14 protein-coding genes and 1 pseudogene are annotated in these 16,882 nt (G+C 61.3%); 5 read left to right on the top strand and 10 right to left on the bottom strand.

The annotated features are described in order from the left end of the window. Window positions 1-2: 2 nt before the first annotated feature. The gene (locus CO657_RS10295; RefSeq protein WP_082366273.1) at window positions 3-1,358 is read left to right on the top strand and encodes a sensor domain-containing phosphodiesterase; all 1,356 of its coding nucleotides are present in this window, start codon (window positions 3-5) and stop codon (window positions 1,356-1,358) included. A gap of 228 nt (window positions 1,359-1,586) precedes the next feature. Here the strand turns inward: CO657_RS10295 and CO657_RS10290 are convergent, their stop codons facing one another. Together CO657_RS10290 and CO657_RS10285 are read right to left on the bottom strand one after the other, a co-directional pair. Then, the gene (locus CO657_RS10290) at window positions 1,587-2,576 is read right to left on the bottom strand and encodes an aldo/keto reductase (protein WP_054182979.1); all 990 of its coding nucleotides are present in this window, start codon (window positions 2,574-2,576) and stop codon (window positions 1,587-1,589) included. A gap of 13 nt (window positions 2,577-2,589) precedes the next feature. Then, a complete protein-coding gene (locus CO657_RS10285) occupies window positions 2,590-2,985 on the bottom strand; it encodes a (R)-mandelonitrile lyase (protein WP_054182980.1) in 396 nt (131 codons plus the stop codon). Between the two features lie 144 nt (window positions 2,986-3,129). On the opposite strand from CO657_RS10285, the pseudogene CO657_RS10280 reads away from it, so the two are divergent. From CO657_RS10280 to CO657_RS10270, 3 genes and pseudogenes are all read left to right on the top strand, one after another. Further along, window positions 3,130-4,019: pseudogene (locus CO657_RS10280) on the top strand (LysR family transcriptional regulator). A gap of 160 nt (window positions 4,020-4,179) precedes the next feature. Continuing rightward, entirely contained in the window at window positions 4,180-5,691 is a 1,512-nt protein-coding gene (locus CO657_RS10275) for an ATPase domain-containing protein (protein WP_054182981.1), read from the top strand. After that, complete coding sequence (locus CO657_RS10270; RefSeq protein WP_197283888.1) at window positions 5,684-7,831, top strand: ATP-binding protein; 2,148 nt, start codon at window positions 5,684-5,686, stop codon at window positions 7,829-7,831. Before CO657_RS10275 ends, CO657_RS10270 begins: the two co-directional genes overlap by 8 nt. Here CO657_RS10270 and mobB read toward each other — a convergent pair. The 3 genes from mobB to CO657_RS10255 are packed head-to-tail and all read right to left on the bottom strand — an operon-like array spanning window position 7,763 to window position 9,828. After that, entirely contained in the window at window positions 7,763-8,284 is a 522-nt protein-coding gene (mobB, locus tag CO657_RS10265; protein WP_012557897.1) for a molybdopterin-guanine dinucleotide biosynthesis protein B, read from the bottom strand. The two genes, CO657_RS10270 and mobB, sit on opposite strands and share 69 nt — an antisense overlap. Further along, window positions 8,281-8,910 (bottom strand): molybdenum cofactor guanylyltransferase MobA, encoded by a 630-nt coding sequence (gene mobA / locus CO657_RS10260; RefSeq protein WP_012557896.1) that lies wholly within the window; start codon window positions 8,908-8,910, stop codon window positions 8,281-8,283. Before mobA ends, mobB begins: the two co-directional genes overlap by 4 nt. A 9-nt stretch (window positions 8,911-8,919) precedes the next feature. Then, the gene (locus tag CO657_RS10255; RefSeq protein WP_012557895.1) at window positions 8,920-9,828 is read right to left on the bottom strand and encodes a DMT family transporter; all 909 of its coding nucleotides are present in this window, start codon (window positions 9,826-9,828) and stop codon (window positions 8,920-8,922) included. Window positions 9,829-10,167: 339 nt separating this feature from the next. On the opposite strand from CO657_RS10255, the gene CO657_RS10250 reads away from it, so the two are divergent. After that, window positions 10,168-10,935, top strand: coding sequence for an SDR family oxidoreductase (locus CO657_RS10250; protein WP_012557894.1), 768 nt, complete (start codon window positions 10,168-10,170; stop codon window positions 10,933-10,935). 327 nt (window positions 10,936-11,262) lie between these two features. Here the strand turns inward: CO657_RS10250 and CO657_RS10245 are convergent, their stop codons facing one another. The 5 genes from CO657_RS10245 to CO657_RS10225 form a co-directional block, all read right to left on the bottom strand. Further along, entirely contained in the window at window positions 11,263-12,045 is a 783-nt protein-coding gene (locus tag CO657_RS10245; protein ID WP_054182982.1) for a glucose 1-dehydrogenase, read from the bottom strand. A 222-nt stretch (window positions 12,046-12,267) separates the two neighbouring features. Further along, window positions 12,268-13,056 carry an SDR family oxidoreductase gene (locus tag CO657_RS10240; RefSeq protein ID WP_003594163.1) on the bottom strand — a complete coding sequence of 263 codons (789 nt, stop codon included), beginning with the start codon at window positions 13,054-13,056 and terminating at the stop codon, window positions 12,268-12,270. Between the two features lie 77 nt (window positions 13,057-13,133). Continuing rightward, a complete protein-coding gene (locus CO657_RS10235; protein ID WP_054182983.1) occupies window positions 13,134-14,612 on the bottom strand; it encodes a sugar ABC transporter ATP-binding protein in 1,479 nt (492 codons plus the stop codon). Between the two features lie 132 nt (window positions 14,613-14,744). Then, entirely contained in the window at window positions 14,745-15,674 is a 930-nt protein-coding gene (locus CO657_RS10230) for a sugar ABC transporter substrate-binding protein (RefSeq protein ID WP_054182984.1), read from the bottom strand. Between the two features lie 117 nt (window positions 15,675-15,791). After that, on the bottom strand, window positions 15,792-16,772 hold the full coding sequence (locus tag CO657_RS10225; protein ID WP_012557890.1) for an ABC transporter permease: 981 nt from the start codon (window positions 16,770-16,772) through the stop codon (window positions 15,792-15,794). Window positions 16,773-16,882 lie beyond the last annotated feature (110 nt).

Here is a 16,882-nt window from a genome sequence, read left to right as displayed (position 1 = left end):
ACATGCTGCCATCTGTAGACCGTGACGTGACATCTGCGGAAGCAGCCGGTCGCCGAGGATTTTTGCCCGACGAAGCGGCTCGCCTCAAACGTCTGAGAGAGCTGGCGAGCGTTTCAGCCGGCCCGGATCCGGTGCTTGATGCGCTGGTCAATGCTGCCTGCCTCGCAGCCGGCACGCCCATTGGCCTCATCACGCTGCTTGATAGCGAACGCCAATGGTTCAAGTCAAAACAGGGCATCGAAGGGGATGGATCCCTGAGGGCGGATGCCTTCTGCGATCATACAATCCGGTCGTCGAGGCCTTTCGTCGTGCCAGATGCCCTTCGAGACGTTCGCTTTGCCGACAACCCCTTCGTGACCGGAAGCGAGGGGATCCGCTTCTATGCGGGCGTTCCATTGGAGATTGAGCCGGGGCTTCGGCTCGGCTCGCTCTGCGTTCTCGACCGGGTGCCGAGACGCCTCGGGATCGGGGTGCGTGGCTTGCTCGATCGGCTGGCGCGCTGCGCCGTGGAACGTCTTCTGCAATCGGAAGACCGGTACTTGTTGTCACGGATCGACGCTGGCCGGTTGGTTCGCGCAAAAGCCGACAAAGCGGCATTGGCGCTTGCGGAAGAGGCGCTTGTGCAAGGTTTCTTCATGCTCCATTATCAGCCGAAGCTGGCGCTCTATACAGGCAGGCGCATTGGTTTCGAGGCTCTGCTGAGGCTCAGGAAGCCCGATGGGTCTATACTCGGTCCCTCGGCTTTTTCTGCGGCGTTCGACGAGCCGCGTCTCTCCAGGCGCATCGGCAGCCATGTTCTACAGTGCGCCGTCGCACAAGCCAAGGCGTGGGAGGCGGACCGTTTCGACTTCGGGCATATCGCAATCAACGTATCATCGTCACAGTTTATGAAGGTGCCCGGCAACCCTTGCCTCGTCGATGAGATCCTCGCCGCAACCCAGTCGGCGGGCCTGTCTCCCGGTCGTTTTCAGATCGAAGTCACGGAAGGGGTCATGCTGTCGGAGCAGGGTAATGATATCGCAACGCAGCTTGCGGCGCTTCGTGCGGCCGGCTTCATCGTTGCCTTTGACGATTTCGGTACCGGCTTTGCTTCGCTCGTGCATTTGAAGGAGCTAGCCTACGATGAAATCAAGATCGACGGTTCTTTTGTGCGGGCAATGATCGGCTCGAGCGCCGATCATGCCATTGTAAAGGCCATGATTGATATGGCAAAGGCATTGGGAAAGGAGGTGGTCGCCGAGGGGGTGGAAACCATGGCAGAACTTCAGGCACTGAAAGCGCTAGGCTGTCACTATGGTCAGGGGTTCCTGTTTGGCCGGCCGATCAGTGCCTCTTATATGGAATTTCCTGCCGACTAACGGGGTGATCTTAAACCCATTCATATTCGGCTTCCTTGAAGTCGCGCGGCCGCGTTCGACAAGCCATTCCCGGTGGCCGCCGCAGATCTTCGATCTCGCCGCGGGCCTTATATTACGGAGATTGTCGGCAGACCTGAGACAATTCCGGCTTTCCAGAACGCGCCGGCGCCGAGACGGTGATGGGATCAATGAAGAAGCGACCGTTCATGGTTACGGCCGCATCTATTCTCAGCGATTAACCCTTGCCTGCAGATGCGCGGGATATCGATCGCCTTCCACCTTGATGGTGGCGAGCGCGCTTTCGATATTGCCGAGATCCTCCGCGGTCAGTTCAACCTCGGCGGCCCGGATGTTCTGCTCCAGGCGATGCAGCTTTGTGGTCCCGGGGATCGGCACGATCCAGGGCTTTTGCGCCAGCAGCCAGGCGAGCGCCACTTGGGCGGAGGTCGCCTGCTTGCGTGCGGCGATCTCCGCGAGGCGATCGACGAGCGCTTGGTTGGCCTTTCGCGCTTCTGGCGAAAAGCGCGGCACGATGTTGCGGAAGTCTTTGCTGTCGAAGCTGGTCGTCTCGTTAATCGCGCCGGTCAGGAAGCCCTTGCCGAGCGGGCTGAACGGCACGAAGCCGATGCCGAGTTCTTCGAGCACCGGCAGGATATCCTGCTCGGGCTCGCGCCACCAGAGCGAATATTCGCTCTGCAGCGCCGCCACCGGCTGAACGGCATGGGCGCGGCGGATCGTCTTGGCGCCGGCTTCCGAGAGGCCGAAATGCTTCACCTTGCCTTCTGAAATCAGCGCCTTGACCGTGCCAGCGACGTCCTCGATCGGAACATCCGGATCGACGCGATGCTGGTAGAACAGATCGATGACATCGGTCTTCAAGCGCTTCAACGCCTGGTCGGCAACTGCCCGGATCTGCTCGGGCCGGCTGTTCATGCCACTCTGGCCGCCATTGGCATCGAAGTTGAAGCCGAATTTGGTGGCGATCACTACCTCGCTGCGAAAGGGAGCAAGTGCTTCTCCCAAAAGCTCTTCGTTTCTATAGGGGCCGTAGGCCTCGGCGGTGTCGAAGAAGGTCACACCACGTTCGACCGCCTGCCGGATCAGCGCGACGGCTTCCTGGATATCTGTCGCTGGGCCATATCCATAACTTAGCCCCATGCAGCCGAGACCGATGGCCGAGACTTCGAGACCGCTCTTTCCGAGTTCACGCTTATGCATCGCCTTTTCCTTTCTAAGCTTGGTACTCGCTGTCAGTGACATGCTCCATCCAGTCGACCACCTTGCCGTCGAGCTGTTCCTGGATGGCGATATGGGTCATTGCCGTCGTCGGCGATGCGCCATGCCAATGGCGTTCACCGGGGGAGAACCAGACGACGTCGCCAGCGCGGATCTCCTCGACAGGCCCAGCTTCGCGCTGCACCCGGCCGCAACCGGATGTGACGATCAGCGTCTGGCCGAGCGGATGGGTGTGCCAGGCGGTTCGGGCGCCGGGCTCGAAAGTGACGCTGGCGCCAGCCGCGCGGGCCGGGTCGGTCACCTGAAAAAGAGGATCGACGCGCACCGCGCCGGTGAACCAGTCTGCCGGTCCTTTGGCCGAGGGCTGCGAGCCGCTTCGCTTGATTTCCATGATCGTTCTTTCCTGTCGGAGAGTTGAGGGCGTTCGTCCGCGCGCGGCGGATGTCTTCGTCCTCAGATGACAGGATATTTAGCGCGTGCCTTTGGCCGTGATTAGATGGTAGTTCTGGCACGAACTTATGAGAAAGTTTCATAAATGCCGCGTCCTGCCGTCAATGACCTGATCGCCTTCCTTGCCGTTGCCCGTGCAAAAAACTTCACGAAGGCGGCGGCGAAGCTCGGTGTGTCGCAATCGGCGCTCAGCCATACGATCCACGGGCTCGAGGAGCGGCTCGGGTTGCGATTGCTGACGCGCACGACGCGGAGCGTCTCGCCGACGGAGGCGGGTGAACGCCTGCTTCTCACCATCGGCCCGCGGCTCGATGAGATCGAGACTGAGCTCGTCGCCTTGAGCGCGTTTCGGGAAAAGCCGGCCGGCAGCATTCGCATCAATGCCGGCGAGCATGCGATGCCATCCTCTGGCCCGCCTTGGAAAAGCTCCTGCCTGATTATCCCGATATCAATGTCGAGATCATCGTCGATTACGGCCTGACCGACATCGTCGCCGAACGCTACGATGCGGGTGTGCGACTGGGGGAGCAGGTGGCCAAGGATATGATTGCGGTCCGTATCGGCCCCGACATGCGCATGGCTGTGGTCGCCGCTCCCGGCTATTTCGAAAGACGGACGAAGCCGCTGACGCCGCAGGATCTCACCGATCACAACTGCATCAACTTGCGCCTGCCGACTTATGGCGGCGTCTACGCCTGGGAGTTTGAGCGGGATGGGCACGAGTTGAAGGTGCGTGTCGAGGGACAATTGATCTTCAACAATATTGCACTCAGGCTGAACGCGGCGCTCGCCGGGGCGGGGCTGGCGTATCTGCCTGAAGATGTCGTACAGGCGCATCTTGCCGAGGGACGGCTGGTGCGCGTGCTCGAAGACTGGTGCCCGGCGTTTCCGGGCTATCATCTCTACTATCCGAGCCGCCGGCACGCCTCGGCGGCCTTCGTCCTCGTCGTCGATGCGCTTCGCTATCGAGAATAGCGGCCGATATTCCCAGATCGCGTCAACGAGCGGGCATCCACGCCAGCACTTGTTAAAATACTCCGGCAGACACTTGGCTGGAGTGAAAACATGCTGCGCCGGCGATTTGACATTCCATCATTCGCCACTAATTCACACCTGAAACTGAAGGAAACAATGAATGAATACTGCACTGCCTGCCACGAAAGCCCGGACCGGAGTGTCCGGTTTGGACACAATTCTGGCGGGGGGACTTTCCACGGGCCACGTCTTTCTGCTGGAGGGAAATCCGGGGGCGGGGAAGACCACGATTGCGTTGCAGTTCCTGATTGAAGGTGCGCGGCTCGGCGAACGGGGACTCTATATCACCCTTTCGGAGACCGAAAGTGAACTGCGCGCCGGGGCCGCCTCACACGGAATGGTGATCGACGGCAATATCGAGGTGTTCGAGGTCGTGCCTCCGGAAAGTCTGCTGGACGCCGAGCAGCAGCAGAGTTTGCTTTACTCGTCGGATCTCGAACTCGGAGAGACCACAAAGGAAATTTTCGCAGCTTTCGAGCGGATCAGGCCGAGCCGGGTCGTTCTCGACAGCCTGTCCGAAATAAGGCTGCTCGCGCAAAGCTCGCTACGCTACCGCCGGCAGATCCTTGCGCTCAAACATTATTTTGCCCGACAAGGTGCAACCGTCCTTCTGCTCGACGATCTGACATCTGACACCCTCGACAAGACGGTGCATAGCGTCGTGCACGGAGTCATCCATCTCGACGAGCTGGCGCCGAGTTACGGCGCCGAACGCCGACGCTTGAGGGTGACGAAATTTCGCGGACAGGCTTTCCGCGGCGGATACCATGATTTCACCATCCAAACCGGCGGTGTCGTCGTGTTTCCGCGCCTCGTCGCCGCCGAACACAGGTCGAGTTATGTCCGCGACCAGCTTGCCAGCGGCATTGCCGGGCTGGACTTGCTTCTGGGCGGCGGGCTTGAACGAGGGTCGAGTACGCTGATCCTCGGTCCTGCCGGCACAGGCAAGAGCACCTTTTCTTTTCAATTTGTGATGGCGGCCGTCGCACGCGGCGAAAAGGTGGCGGTTTTTATTTTTGACGAAGAGCTCGGCTTGTTGTTCACACGCCTGAAACAGCTCGGCATGGATATCGAGGCTCTGAGGGATGAAGGTTTGGTGCACATCGAGCAGCTTGATGCCGCCGAGCTGTCACCCGGTGAATTTGCCCATCGCGTCTGTACTTCCGTCGACAGATCGGGGGCGAAGACCGTGATTATCGACAGCATCAACGGCTACCAGGCTTCAATGCCGGACGAGAATTCGTTGGTCTTGCATATGCACGAACTGCTGCAATATCTGAACAGGCAAGGAGCCAACACCTTTCTCACCGTTGCCCAGCACGGACTGGTCGGTGACATGAAGGCGCCCGTCGACGTCACCTATCTCGCCGATACCGTCATTCTGCTGCGCTACTTCGAAGCTGCGGGAAAGGTGCGGCGGGCGGTCTCGGTGATCAAGAAGAGGACCGGCTTCCACGAGGACACGATACGAGAGTATCGTATCGATGCGACCGGCTTGCGGTTCGGAGATCCTCTCGTCGGGTTCCAGGGGGTGCTCCGCGGGGTTCCCGAATTCATCGCAGCATCCGCGCCGCTTTTGCCAACCGACAACAAGGACGGCGGCAATTCCTAATTTCCCGAACCCGAAGGCTTTGATCTACGCACCGGCCGGACGCGACGCACAGGTCGCCGCATCATTGACCGATCAGACCGGATTACCTTCGATGGCCGTTGCCGATCTGAGGCAGTTCGCCGCGTCACTCGATGAGGAAATCGCGGTCGGCGTCCTGACCGAAGAGGCCGTCCGCGGAAATGACCTAAGACCGATTGCTGCCTGGGTTGCCGCCCAACCGAGTTGGTCCGACCTGCCATTCATCGTCCTGACCCAGCGCGGCGGGGGACCTGAACGAAACCCTGCCGCCGCCAAGCTTTCCGAAATCCTTGGCAATGTGACCTTTCTAGAGAGGCCCTTCCATGCGACGTCCTTCATCAGCGTTGCGCGGACTGCATTAAGGGGGCGCCTGCGCCAGTATGAAGCGCGCGCCCGGCTGGAGGCTTTGGGCGAGGGAGAGCGGCGGTTGCAGACAGCACTTGCGGCCGGCCGTCTCGGGGCGTGGGAGCTGGAACTATCCTCGATGGCCTTGTCTGCATCGGCGACCTGCAAAGCTGTCTTCGGTCGAGAGCCGGACGTTGAGGTGACGCGTGATGATCTGATCGCCAGCATCCACCCTGACGATCGCGACCTTGTGCTGACACGCCTTCGCCAGACGATCGATACGGGACGCGATTATTCGATCGAGCATAGAACGATCTGGCCGGATGGATCAGAGCATTGGACCGAGGTTCATGCCCAGCTTTATGCCGACAGATATGGCTCTGCGCGGAAGCTTGTCGGGGTCTGCTCCGATACCACTGTTCGCAAGACCATTGAGGAGAATCTGAGACGGCTCAACGAGAATCTCGAGGAGCGCGTCAGGGAAAGGACCAGGGAAGTCAACGCTGCCCACCAGACGTTGCTTGAAGAGGTCGCCCAGCGTGAGAGAGCCGAAGAGCAGCTCCGCCAATCCCAGAAAATGGAAGCGATCGGTCAACTTACGGGCGGCGTTGCCCACGACTTCAACAATCTGTTGATGGTGGTTCTCGGAAATCTGGAGCTGCTCGGCAAACATTTTGCCGGAGATGGCAAGGCGATGCGGCTGGTCGACGGGGCGCTTCAGGGCGCGCGCCGAGGGGCGGCGCTGACACAGCGTTTGCTTGCCTTTGCCAGACAGCAGGATCTGCAGGTCAAGCCCGTCGATCTGGCCGATCTGGTCTCCGGGATGAACGACTTGCTGCGGCGCTCGGTCGGATCCTCGATCAGTATCGAGACCACCTTGCCGGCGAAATTGCCGCCGGCGCTGGTCGATGCGAACCAGCTCGAACTGGCGCTGCTCAACCTTGCGGTCAATGCCCGCGATGCGATGCCGGATGGCGGAATGTTGTCGATTTCGCTACGCGAGGAGCAGGTTGTCGGCAATGACGGCGATCTCGGTGAGGGAGCCTATCTCGTGTTGGCGGTGGCCGACAGCGGCACGGGCATGGATGCCGAGACGCTGAAGAAGGCCGTCGATCCGTTTTTCTCGACCAAGGAACTCGGAAAGGGTACTGGCCTCGGCCTTTCGATGATCCATGGACTTGCCGTTCAGCTCAATGGCGCGCTTGTTCTGACAAGCGAACTTGGCGTAGGGACGACCGCCGAATTGTGGCTTCCGGCGACCGAACAGCGCGCCGAGCGGCCGGCTGAGGCTGTGCTCTCCACACCGCAGGCTGCATCCCGACTGAAGATCCTTCTGGTCGACGACGACGCCTTGATCGCCATGAGTTCGGTCGACATGCTCGAAGATCTCGGCCACGAGGTCGTCGAGGCAAATTCCGGCGCGCAGGCGCTCGAGCTGATCGGGAGCGGCCAGCATTTCGATCTGATGATCACCGACTATTCGATGCCCGGCATGACAGGCGCACAGCTCGCCGAGGCGGCGCGGGCCATTCATCCGGCGCTGCCGATCGTGCTGGCGACCGGCTATGCCGATCTTCCCGCCGGCACCGACATCGATCTACCGAGACTGGCGAAACCCTATAACCAGGACCAGCTTGCCAGGGAAATCGCTAAGGCGGTGGCAGGCGAAGCGAATCCGCCTCTCAGGTTCGATAGCCGGATAAGCGGCTCAGGGGCGGGGCGTCTCGAGACCGACGATGCCGGCGATGAAATCGGCGATGGCGCCTGTGTCGTCTAGATCGAAGACCGGCAGGGCCGTATCCGTCACGGCGTGGTCGGCGGCGATGGCGCAGATATGGGGATCGCTCGGCGCCAGCGGCTGGCGGTTGGCGGCCTCCAGGCGGCGGGCCTCGATCTTCGGGATCGGCTCGCGCTTGTAGCCTTCGATCAGCACGAGATCGCAGGGGGCAAGGCGCGCAAGGATCTCCTCGAATTCAGGTTCGGGCGCCCCGCGCAACTCATGCATGATGGCGTAGCGGGTGCCGGAGACGATGGTGACCTCATGGGCGCCGGCCTCGCGGTGGCGGTAGCTGTCGGCGCCGACCTTGTCGATATCGAAATCATGATGGGCATGCTTGATCGTCGAGATCCTATAGCCGCGGCGGGTGAACTCCGTCACCAGCCGGACGGCGAGCCCGGTTTTGCCCGAGTTCTTCCAGCCGGCGATGCCGAAGATTTTGGGTGCGGTCATGCGCGAAGGGCCTCCAGCCAGCGTTCGGCTTCGGCGAGATCATCCGGCGTATTGATGTTGAAAAAAGGATCGAGCAGGCTGGCGCGAGTCGGATGCAGCGGAAACGTTACTTCCGTAACGTCATGCCGCAACAGGAAGTCGCGCACGCGGCGCTTTTCGTCGGTGACCATCCAAGCTTCGAGATCGGCGGCGAGTGTCACCGGCCAGAGACCGAAGACGGGATGGCTGCGGCCTTCGGAGGCGGCGATGGCGATCTGCGACTGGCGTTCGAGCGCTGCCGCCAGCCGGGCGACGAGATCGGCCGGGAAGAACGGGCAATCCACCGAGACGGTGACGACATGGGTGATCCCAGGAAGGCCGGCAGCATAGACCATCGCCGCATGGATGCCGGCCAATGGCCCGGCCTTGCCGCGAAAACGGTCGGGGATCACCGGCACATCCTCGGCGGCGGCATCGGCATTGACGGCAACGGGAAGGACTTGCTGCGAGAGGCGAGTCAGCACATGGCGGAGCAGGCTTTCGGCCCCGAGCATTGCGCCCGCCTTGTCGCGGCCCATGCGCTGCGAGCGGCCTCCGGCCAGTACGACCCCTGCTATTTCGGATCTGCCGATAGAGAATTCAGTCATCATCCTGCCTCAAACCGGTGAGCGCGGCGCAGATTCCTGCGCGATCGGCGGCACACGGCGCTTGGCCTCACGATAGAACGTATAGAGGCCGGAAGCGATGACGATCGCAGCGCCCACGAGCATCCAGCTGTCCGGCACTTCGGCAAAGAAGAAAAAACCGAGCAGCGAGGAAAAGATCAGGCTGGTATAGCGGAAAGGCGCGACGAAGGAAATTTCGCCGGTGCGCATGGCGAGGATGACCGACTGGTAGCCGACGAGCACCAGCACCGAGGCAAGCAGGAGATGGCCGAGCGACGTGGCGCTGACCGGCTGCCAGCCGCCGAGCACCGGAATGAGCAAAGCGCCGAAAAAGGAGATGGAGATGGCGGTGATGACGGTGATCATCAGCGAGGGAATCTCCGGATCGATCGAGCGGGTGGCGAGATCGCGGCCGGCCGTCGTCAGCACCGCGGCGACGCAGAGCAGGGCGGCGGCGGTGAACCCTTCCGGCCCGGGGCGAATGATGATCATCACGCCGACCAGGCCGACGAGGATCGCCGACCAGCGCCGCCAGCCGACCGGCTCGTTGAAGAACAGCGCAGCGCCGAAGGTGACGACCAGCGGCAGCGACTGCAGGATCGCCGAGGCATTGGCGATCGGCATCATGCCGAGCGCGGTGATATAGGTGACGGCGGAAAACATCTCGCAGACGATGCGGAGGATGATGATCGGCTTCAGCACCACGCGCCAGGAGCGCAGAGCGCCCATTTTCCAGGCGATCAGATAGACGAGCAGGCTGGTGAAGAGGCCGCGCAGGCACATGATTTCGCCGGCGTTCATGTAGGCGATCACCGATTTGGAGAGAGCGTCGCTCGCGGAAAACCCGGCCATCGCCATGCTCATATAGATGGCGCCCTCAGTATTGCGTGACCGTGGCATGAAGAGATTCCCTTACCTGTGCGTCCCTTCTTAGTCGGGAAGATACATGAAGGGAATCGGATGAATGTCACACCCGGGATAAATCGATGATGCAGCGCACAATGGTCCTGACGCAGCGGCAGGTGCGGATGTGGCAGATCCGGCAAGGTGGCGTTTTGCAACGCGAATTTCGCTATTTCCGATGCGGCGATCGAGGTTTTTGCCCCCCGCTGCTGGGGGCTGATCGTTGGTCGAAAACATCGGCTGTCGGCGGTATTCGTTTGCCCGCGCGGGAAACGGGTGGCTGCAGCGCCCGATGTTTGAGATTCCGGATGCCTCGACAACTGAGGAGAAACGGACATGACACTTCTGAACGATAAGGTCGCGATCATCACCGGCGCAAGCTCCGGCATCGGCCGCGCCGCGGCGAAACTCTTTGCACGGGAGGGCGCCAAACTCGTGGTCACCGGGAGGCGACAAGAGGCGCTCGACGCCGTCGTTGCCGAAATCGAGGCGGAGGGCGGGCAGGCCGTCGCCCTATCGGGCGACGTCAGGGACGAGGCGTTGCAGGCAAGGCTTTGTGAAACGGCTGTCTCACGCTTCGGCGGGCTCGACATCGGCTTCAACAATGCCGGCATTCTCGGCGAGATGGGGCCGGTGGCGGAGATGTCGCCGGAGGGCTGGCGCGAGACGATCGAGACCAATCTGACCGCCGCCTTCCTCGGCGCCAAACATCAGTCGGCAGCGATGAAAAACGGCGGCGGGTCGCTGATCTTCACCTCCACCTTCGTCGGCCACACCGCCGGCATGCCGGGCATGGCCGCCTATGCTGCGAGTAAGGCGGGGCTGATCGGCTTCGTGCAGGTGCTCGCCGCCGAACTGGGGCGGCAGAATATCCGCGTCAACGCCCTGCTGCCGGGCGGCACCGACACGCCGGCCAGCATCACCAATGCGCCGGATGCGACGGCAGAAGTGCTCGCCTTCGTCGAGGGACTGCATGCGCTGAAGCGCATGGCCCAGCCGGAGGAGATCGCCAATGCGGCGCTGTTCCTGGCGTCGGATATGGCGAGCTTCGTGACGGGGACGGCGATGCTGGCGGATGGCGGGGTTTCGATCAGCCGGACGTAGGGTTGGTGAGAGGGCATTTTGCCCAGGCAATGAAAGATGTGCCGTGCGGGCCCCTCATCTGCCTGCCGGCATCGACCGGGGTCGAGCCACGGGTCTCGACCCGTCCTTCGGACCCCCGCTGGGGAGAAGCGGAATCGCGGCGGCGCCTCGCTCCATCTGAGACGTTGCGATAGGTGTGGCCACCGTGCGTCTTGCTCCCCCTTCGCCCCAGCGGGGAGAAGATGCCCGTAGGGCAGATGAGGGGGTGAGGAGCGGCAGCGACGAGCGGCAAGCGAAAGGCAAATGACGTCAGGGTTTCGTCCAATTTCAGTGCCATCCCAAGCCCGCCTACGACATAATCAACCCACCATCGACATTGATCGTCTGGCCGGTGATGTAGGCGGCGTCGTCGCTGGCGAGGAAGGTGACCAGGCCGGCGACGTCTTCGCCGGAGCCGGCGCGTTTCATCGGGATGCCTTCGACCCATTCCTTCATCAGCTCGCCGGGGGCGTAGTTGCCCAGCAGTTTGCCCCAGGCCTGGTCGTTATAGGCCCACATGTCGGTTTCGATGATGCCGGGGCAGAAGGCGTTGACGGTGATCTTCTCGGTCGCGACTTCCTTGGCAAGGCTCTGGGTAATGCCGACCACGCCCATTTTCGAGGCGGCATAATGCGGCGTGAAAATGAAGCCGTCGCGGGCCTGGCCGGAGGCAGTGTTGATGATGCGGCCGCCGCGCTTGTGCTTGCGCATGCGCGATATCGCCTCCTGGGCGCAGAGGAATACGCCCTTGGTGTTGACGGCCATGACCTTGTCCCACTCGTTCTCGGTCAGGTCCTCGACACGGGCGATGGTGATGACGCCGGCATTCTGGATTGAGACGTCGACAGCGCCGAATTCCTTCTCGGCAGCATCATAGAGGGCGATGACACTCGCCTTGTCGGTGACGTCGCCGATGAAAGAGATCGCCTTGCCGCCTTCGGCCCGGATTTGTTCGGCAACGGCGTGGACCAGGTCCTCGTTGGCGGAGACGACGAGGTTGGCGCCTTCTTTCGCAAACCGCCTGGCGATCGCCGCCCCGATGCCGCGGCTAGCCCCGGTAATGACGACAGTCTTTTGCTCAAAGCGTTTCATGCTCTTTCCTTCCGGTATCCATCGGTAAGCAGCAAATCCGGGCGAGACCTGCCCTGCGATCATTATTCGAGTTCAAGCGACAGCTTGTCCGATCGGCGTGAAGGGCGGGCAGACGACGATATCGCACGCCGTCTGGCCCGTTGCTCCCTTCAGCCTCGATCTCAGCCAGGGAGGAAGCGAGACCGTTCATTTCGACTTGTCCGCGGTGAACGCCTCATCGGCTCACCAGCAGCAGAAACCACCGTCGACGAGAAGATCGACGCCGGTCACGAAGCTTGCTGCATTCGACAGCAGGAACACCGCCGGACCGACCATCTCGTCGACATCAGCCATGCGCTGCATCGGCGTTTGCTCTTCGAAGAGCTTGGTCTGGTGGACCATCTCCGGACGGGTATTCATGGGCGTCGCCGTGTAGCCGGGGGAAATGGTGTTGACGCGAATGCCGCGGCCGACCCATTCCATGGCCAACGACTTCGACATATGGATGACGCCCGCCTTGGAGGCGTTGTAATGCGCCTGGTTCAGCCCCCGGTTGACGATCACGCCCGACATGGAAGCAATGTTGACGATGGAGCCGCGTCCGTTCTTAAGCATGGCGCGAGCCTCGGCCTGGCAGGAAAGGAAGATGCCTTTCAGGTTGATATCCATCAACGTCTGATATTGGTCCTCCTCCATCTCCTCCGCCGGGTTCGCGTTCGCGATGCCTGCAGCGTTGACGGCAAGCGTCAAGGCGCCGAGATCGGCTTCGGTGCGTGCGACCGCATCGCCAAGCGAAGATTTGTTCGTAACGTCAGCCGCGATCTGGATCGAGCGGCGGCCGGCGGCGCTGATATGTTCGGCCGTCCTGGCCAATCCGTCGTCGGTTCGACGGTCGAGCAGGGCCACGTCGGCGCCGCATTGGGCAAGGCCGATGGCAATGCGCTGCCCGATGCCGCTTCCGGCCCCGGTGACGATGGCAACCTGGCCGCTGAGATCGAAAAGCTTTGGGGCGTTCAGAGTGATGTCGGACACCGCTCTTCCTTTCTCTTTCTGTTTTCTTTCACGCAATTCCTGGCGCAAAACCGCTGCACACTTTTGCTGGAATTGCTTTAGATGGTAGCTAGCTCCATGACCGAGACGTCATTTGCCTGGTCACGATTGAGGATTCCCGCCTGCTTGCCTTGGGCAAGCACGAGAATGCGGTTGGAGACTCCGAGAACTTCCTCGAGGTCCGAGCTTACGACGATGACCGCCACGCCCTGTTTGGCAAGATTGACGATGATGTCGTAGATGCCTGCGCGAGCGCCGACATCGATGCCTCTCGTCGGTTCGTCGAGCACGACGACCTTGGGATCACGCATGAGCCACTTTGCGATCACGACCTTCTGCTGGTTGCCGCCAGAAAGGTCGGAAGCATACTGCTCGGCACGGCCCTTGACGCCGAACTTGGCAACTGCCTTTTGCGCAAACGAGCGCTTGACGCTCGGCGTAATCCAACCGCCGCCCAGTTTGTCGAGATTAGCGTAGATAATGTTCTCGCTGATCCGGTGCCCGACGACCAGGCCCTGTTCCTTGCGGTCTTCCGGAACCATCACAATGCCCTTGGCGATCGCGTCCGCCGGATCGCGCAGCCTGAGTTCCTCGCCTTCCAGCGTGATCGAACCGGCACTGATCGGATCGGCGCCCGAAATCGCGCGCACCAGTTCGGTGCGGCCGGCGCCGACCAAACCGGCGATCCCGAGAATTTCTCCGGCCCGCACCTCGAAGGTTACGTCCCGGAACGAATTGTCCGGCGAACTCAGCCCGGACACCTGGAGGACCGGACGGTCTGTCGGAACGGGCAGGGTGGGGAACAAGCGGTCGAGCGGGCGTCCAACCATGCTCTCGACAATCGTTCGCACCGGGGTCGCGCTGTCCGAGAATTCCTGCACCCGTTCCCCGTCGCGAAGAACGACGATCCGGTTGGTTATCTGTTTGATCTCTTCCATGCGGTGGGAAATGTAGACGATGCCCACGCCCTCCGAGCGGAGCTTGCGAACCTGTTCGAAGAGAGCTTCGGTCTCCGCGCCGCCAAGGGCGGCTGTCGGCTCATCGAGGATCAGGAGCTTTGCGTTGAGAGCCAGCGCCTTGGCGATTTCGATGAGCTGCTGATTTGCTGTGGAAAGGCCGGCGACCGTTCGCGTTGCCGGGATATGAAGGTTCAAGCGCGCGAGCTGGTCCTGGGCCCGACGAACCATCTGGGCACGGTCGACGACACCGTTCTTCATCGGCCAGCGTCCGATGAAGACGTTTTCCGCGATCGATAGCTGCGGCAGAAGCTGAAGCTCCTGATGGATCAGGACAACGCCCTTGTCGATGGCTTCCCTTGGGGTGGCCGGGGCATAAGGCTGCCCCAGCCATGTCATTGATCCTTCGGAGGGCGTGCGTGACCCGGCAATGATGCCCGACAGCGTCGACTTGCCCGCTCCGTTTTCACCGAGAAGTGCAACCACTTCGCCCGGATAAACGTCCAAGCTGACATCCTTCAGCACCTGGAGCGGCCCATACCACTTGGATATGCCCCTCAGGGAAAGAACTGGATCAGTCATCGCACACCTCCTCAAGACGTCGGTTTCGTTAGAGCGCCGTGCGTCCTTTCGGACGCACAAAGGACGCTTTAACACTTTGAATCTACGCATGTCGTTGCCGCAAAACCGCGGCACACTTTTGCGCGACATGCTTTAGGGATGGTTGGCGATGAAGCCTGCGACGTTTTCCTTGGTTGTCAGCGTGGCATCCAGGAGCTGGACCGGGGGCACCTTTTCTCCGGCGACAAGCTTGGCGGCATTTTCAACCGCGTCGCGGCCCATTTTCTGCGTCTGCTGCGTCGCAGTGACGTTGAAGACACCCTTGCTGAGGGCTTCAAGCGCCGCGGTATCGCCATCGAAGCCGCCAACGACGATCTTCTGCGACGGATTGGCGACCTTGATCGCCTGCGCGGCGCCGAGTGCGAGACCGTCGGCCTGTGCGAAGACGATCGAAACATCCGGGTTTGCCTGCAGCATGTTCTGCATGATCTGGAAGCCTTCGTCCTGGCTCCAGATGTTGGAGAACTGCTCGGCGACAACCTTCACATCAGGATATGCCTTCAGGGATTCAGCGCAGCCCTTCGAGCGATCGACTTCCGGCGTCGTGCCCTTCTGGCCGTGGATGATCACCATCTTACCCTTGCCGCCGGCTTCCTTGAGGATGTAGTCGCATACCGCCTTGGCAGAGGCGACGGAATCGGTCGCAAGGAATGTATCGCCCGGTGCTCCGTCGGCGTTGCGGTCGACGTTTACGACCGGGATGCCGGCGCTCTTTGCGAGCTTGACGGGAACGGTCGCAGCGGCCGCACCGGCCGGAATGTAGATCAGCGCGTCGATTTTCTGGGTCAGCAGATCCTGGATCTGGTTGACCTGGGTCGGCCCGTCGCCCTTTGCGTCGACCGTGACGACTTCGATGCCGCGCTTCTTGGCTTCGGCTTCGACCGATTGCTTGATCTGGTTGAAGAAGTTTGCCTGAAGGTTGGCAACGGCCAAGCCGAGCTTCTTCAGTTCGGCTGCGTGTACGGGGCCGAGCGTGAGGCCGAGCAGGGCAGCAGACGCGAGCATGGTGCGCGCAATTTTCATTGTATTTCCTCCGTTGTTGATGGGACCCTCGGGTATGTCCTCCCCCTCGGGGTATTGATCCGCCCCAAACCCTTGGAGCGGAATTTTCGGGCCCGCCGACGCGGCGGACCCCGTTCGTCAAGCGCGACGCCGACGAATAGTCTCCGCGCCGACCGCGAGCACGATGACGATGCCGATGATCACCTGCTGCAGGAACGGCGAGACGTTGAGAAGGTTGAGACCGTTGCGAAGCACACCGATGATGAGAACGCCGATCAGCGTTCCTCCGATGCCGCCCGCGCCGCCGGAGAGCGACGTGCCGCCGATAACGACCGCGGCGATGGTGTCCAGCTCATAGCCGAGACCACTGGATGGTTGGACGGAATCCAGCCTGGCGGCGAGTACAATGCCTGCGAGGCCGGCAAGGACTGAACTTACGACGTAGACGCCAATCGTCACGAGCGGGACGTTGATACCCGCAAGGCGCGCGACTTCCGGATTTCCTCCGACCGCGTAGAGCATGCGACCTTCGGAGCGGAAGTGCAGGAAAAGCCATGCCGCAAGAACGACCGCAAGCATGAGAAACACAGTGGCGGTCAACACGCCGAAATGGCGATCGATTGCCAGCATCATGAACCAGTCGGGGAATCCGACGATCTGCTGGCCGTCGGTGATCATATTGGCCACGCCGCGAGCGGCGGACATCATCGCAAGAGTGGCAATAAAGGCCGGGACCCTGAACTGTGTCACCAGAAGTCCGACGATCAGGCCCGAAACTCCCGATGCGACCAGAGCAAAAGCGATCGCGACCGGCAGCGGCAGGCCGGCGACATTGGCGGTCCAGCCCATGACCATCATCGCCAGGGCAAGCGCCGAGCCGACCGAGAGATCGATGCCGCCGATCAGGATGACGAAGGTCATTCCAACCGCCATGATGCCGAGAACGGTGATCTGATCGAGGATGTTGAGGCCGTTTCGAACCGAAAGAAACGTGTCGGTGCTCAGGCTCAGAAAGACGCACAGCGCGAGCAGTCCGACGAGCGGGCCGGTTGCTCCCTTGAGCTTGCTCAGCCAGGCTCCGGACGAAAGCCTGTGTTCATTGATGTCGAGCGCCACCATTGCTCCTCCCTATGCCTAGGCTTGTATCCGATATTCGTGCAAGCTAGAATAATTATTCACACCTGTTGGAAAATTCATTAACAAGTTGCTTTCTGGCTGTCAACAAGATT

The organism is Rhizobium acidisoli (assembly GCF_002531755.2).
Lineage (GTDB): Bacteria > Pseudomonadota > Alphaproteobacteria > Rhizobiales > Rhizobiaceae > Rhizobium > Rhizobium acidisoli.
Note: the sequence above shows the minus strand (reverse complement) of the source record. Positions and strands in the feature narration are given on the sequence as shown.

What these genes read in the sequence shown, in the direction of transcription:
- CO657_RS10230 (WP_054182984.1), bottom strand. Translation starts at nt 15,674, where the DNA reads ATGAAAATTGCGCGCACCATGCTCGCGTCTGCTGCCCTGCTCGGCCTC.
- CO657_RS10225 (WP_012557890.1), bottom strand. Translation starts at nt 16,772, where the DNA reads ATGGTGGCGCTCGACATCAATGAACACAGGCTTTCGTCCGGAGCCTGG.
- CO657_RS10255 (WP_012557895.1), bottom strand. Translation starts at nt 9,828, where the DNA reads ATGCCACGGTCACGCAATACTGAGGGCGCCATCTATATGAGCATGGCG.
- mobA (WP_012557896.1), bottom strand. Translation starts at nt 8,910, where the DNA reads ATGACTGAATTCTCTATCGGCAGATCCGAAATAGCAGGGGTCGTACTG.
- mobB (WP_012557897.1), bottom strand. Translation starts at nt 8,284, where the DNA reads ATGACCGCACCCAAAATCTTCGGCATCGCCGGCTGGAAGAACTCGGGC.
- CO657_RS10235 (WP_054182983.1), bottom strand. Translation starts at nt 14,612, where the DNA reads ATGACTGATCCAGTTCTTTCCCTGAGGGGCATATCCAAGTGGTATGGG.
- CO657_RS10290 (WP_054182979.1), bottom strand. Translation starts at nt 2,576, where the DNA reads ATGCATAAGCGTGAACTCGGAAAGAGCGGTCTCGAAGTCTCGGCCATC.
- CO657_RS10295 (WP_082366273.1), top strand. Translation starts at nt 3, where the DNA reads ATGCTGCCATCTGTAGACCGTGACGTGACATCTGCGGAAGCAGCCGGT.
- CO657_RS10285 (WP_054182980.1), bottom strand. Translation starts at nt 2,985, where the DNA reads ATGGAAATCAAGCGAAGCGGCTCGCAGCCCTCGGCCAAAGGACCGGCA.
- CO657_RS10245 (WP_054182982.1), bottom strand. Translation starts at nt 12,045, where the DNA reads ATGAAACGCTTTGAGCAAAAGACTGTCGTCATTACCGGGGCTAGCCGC.
- CO657_RS10275 (WP_054182981.1), top strand. Translation starts at nt 4,180, where the DNA reads ATGAATACTGCACTGCCTGCCACGAAAGCCCGGACCGGAGTGTCCGGT.
- CO657_RS10250 (WP_012557894.1), top strand. Translation starts at nt 10,168, where the DNA reads ATGACACTTCTGAACGATAAGGTCGCGATCATCACCGGCGCAAGCTCC.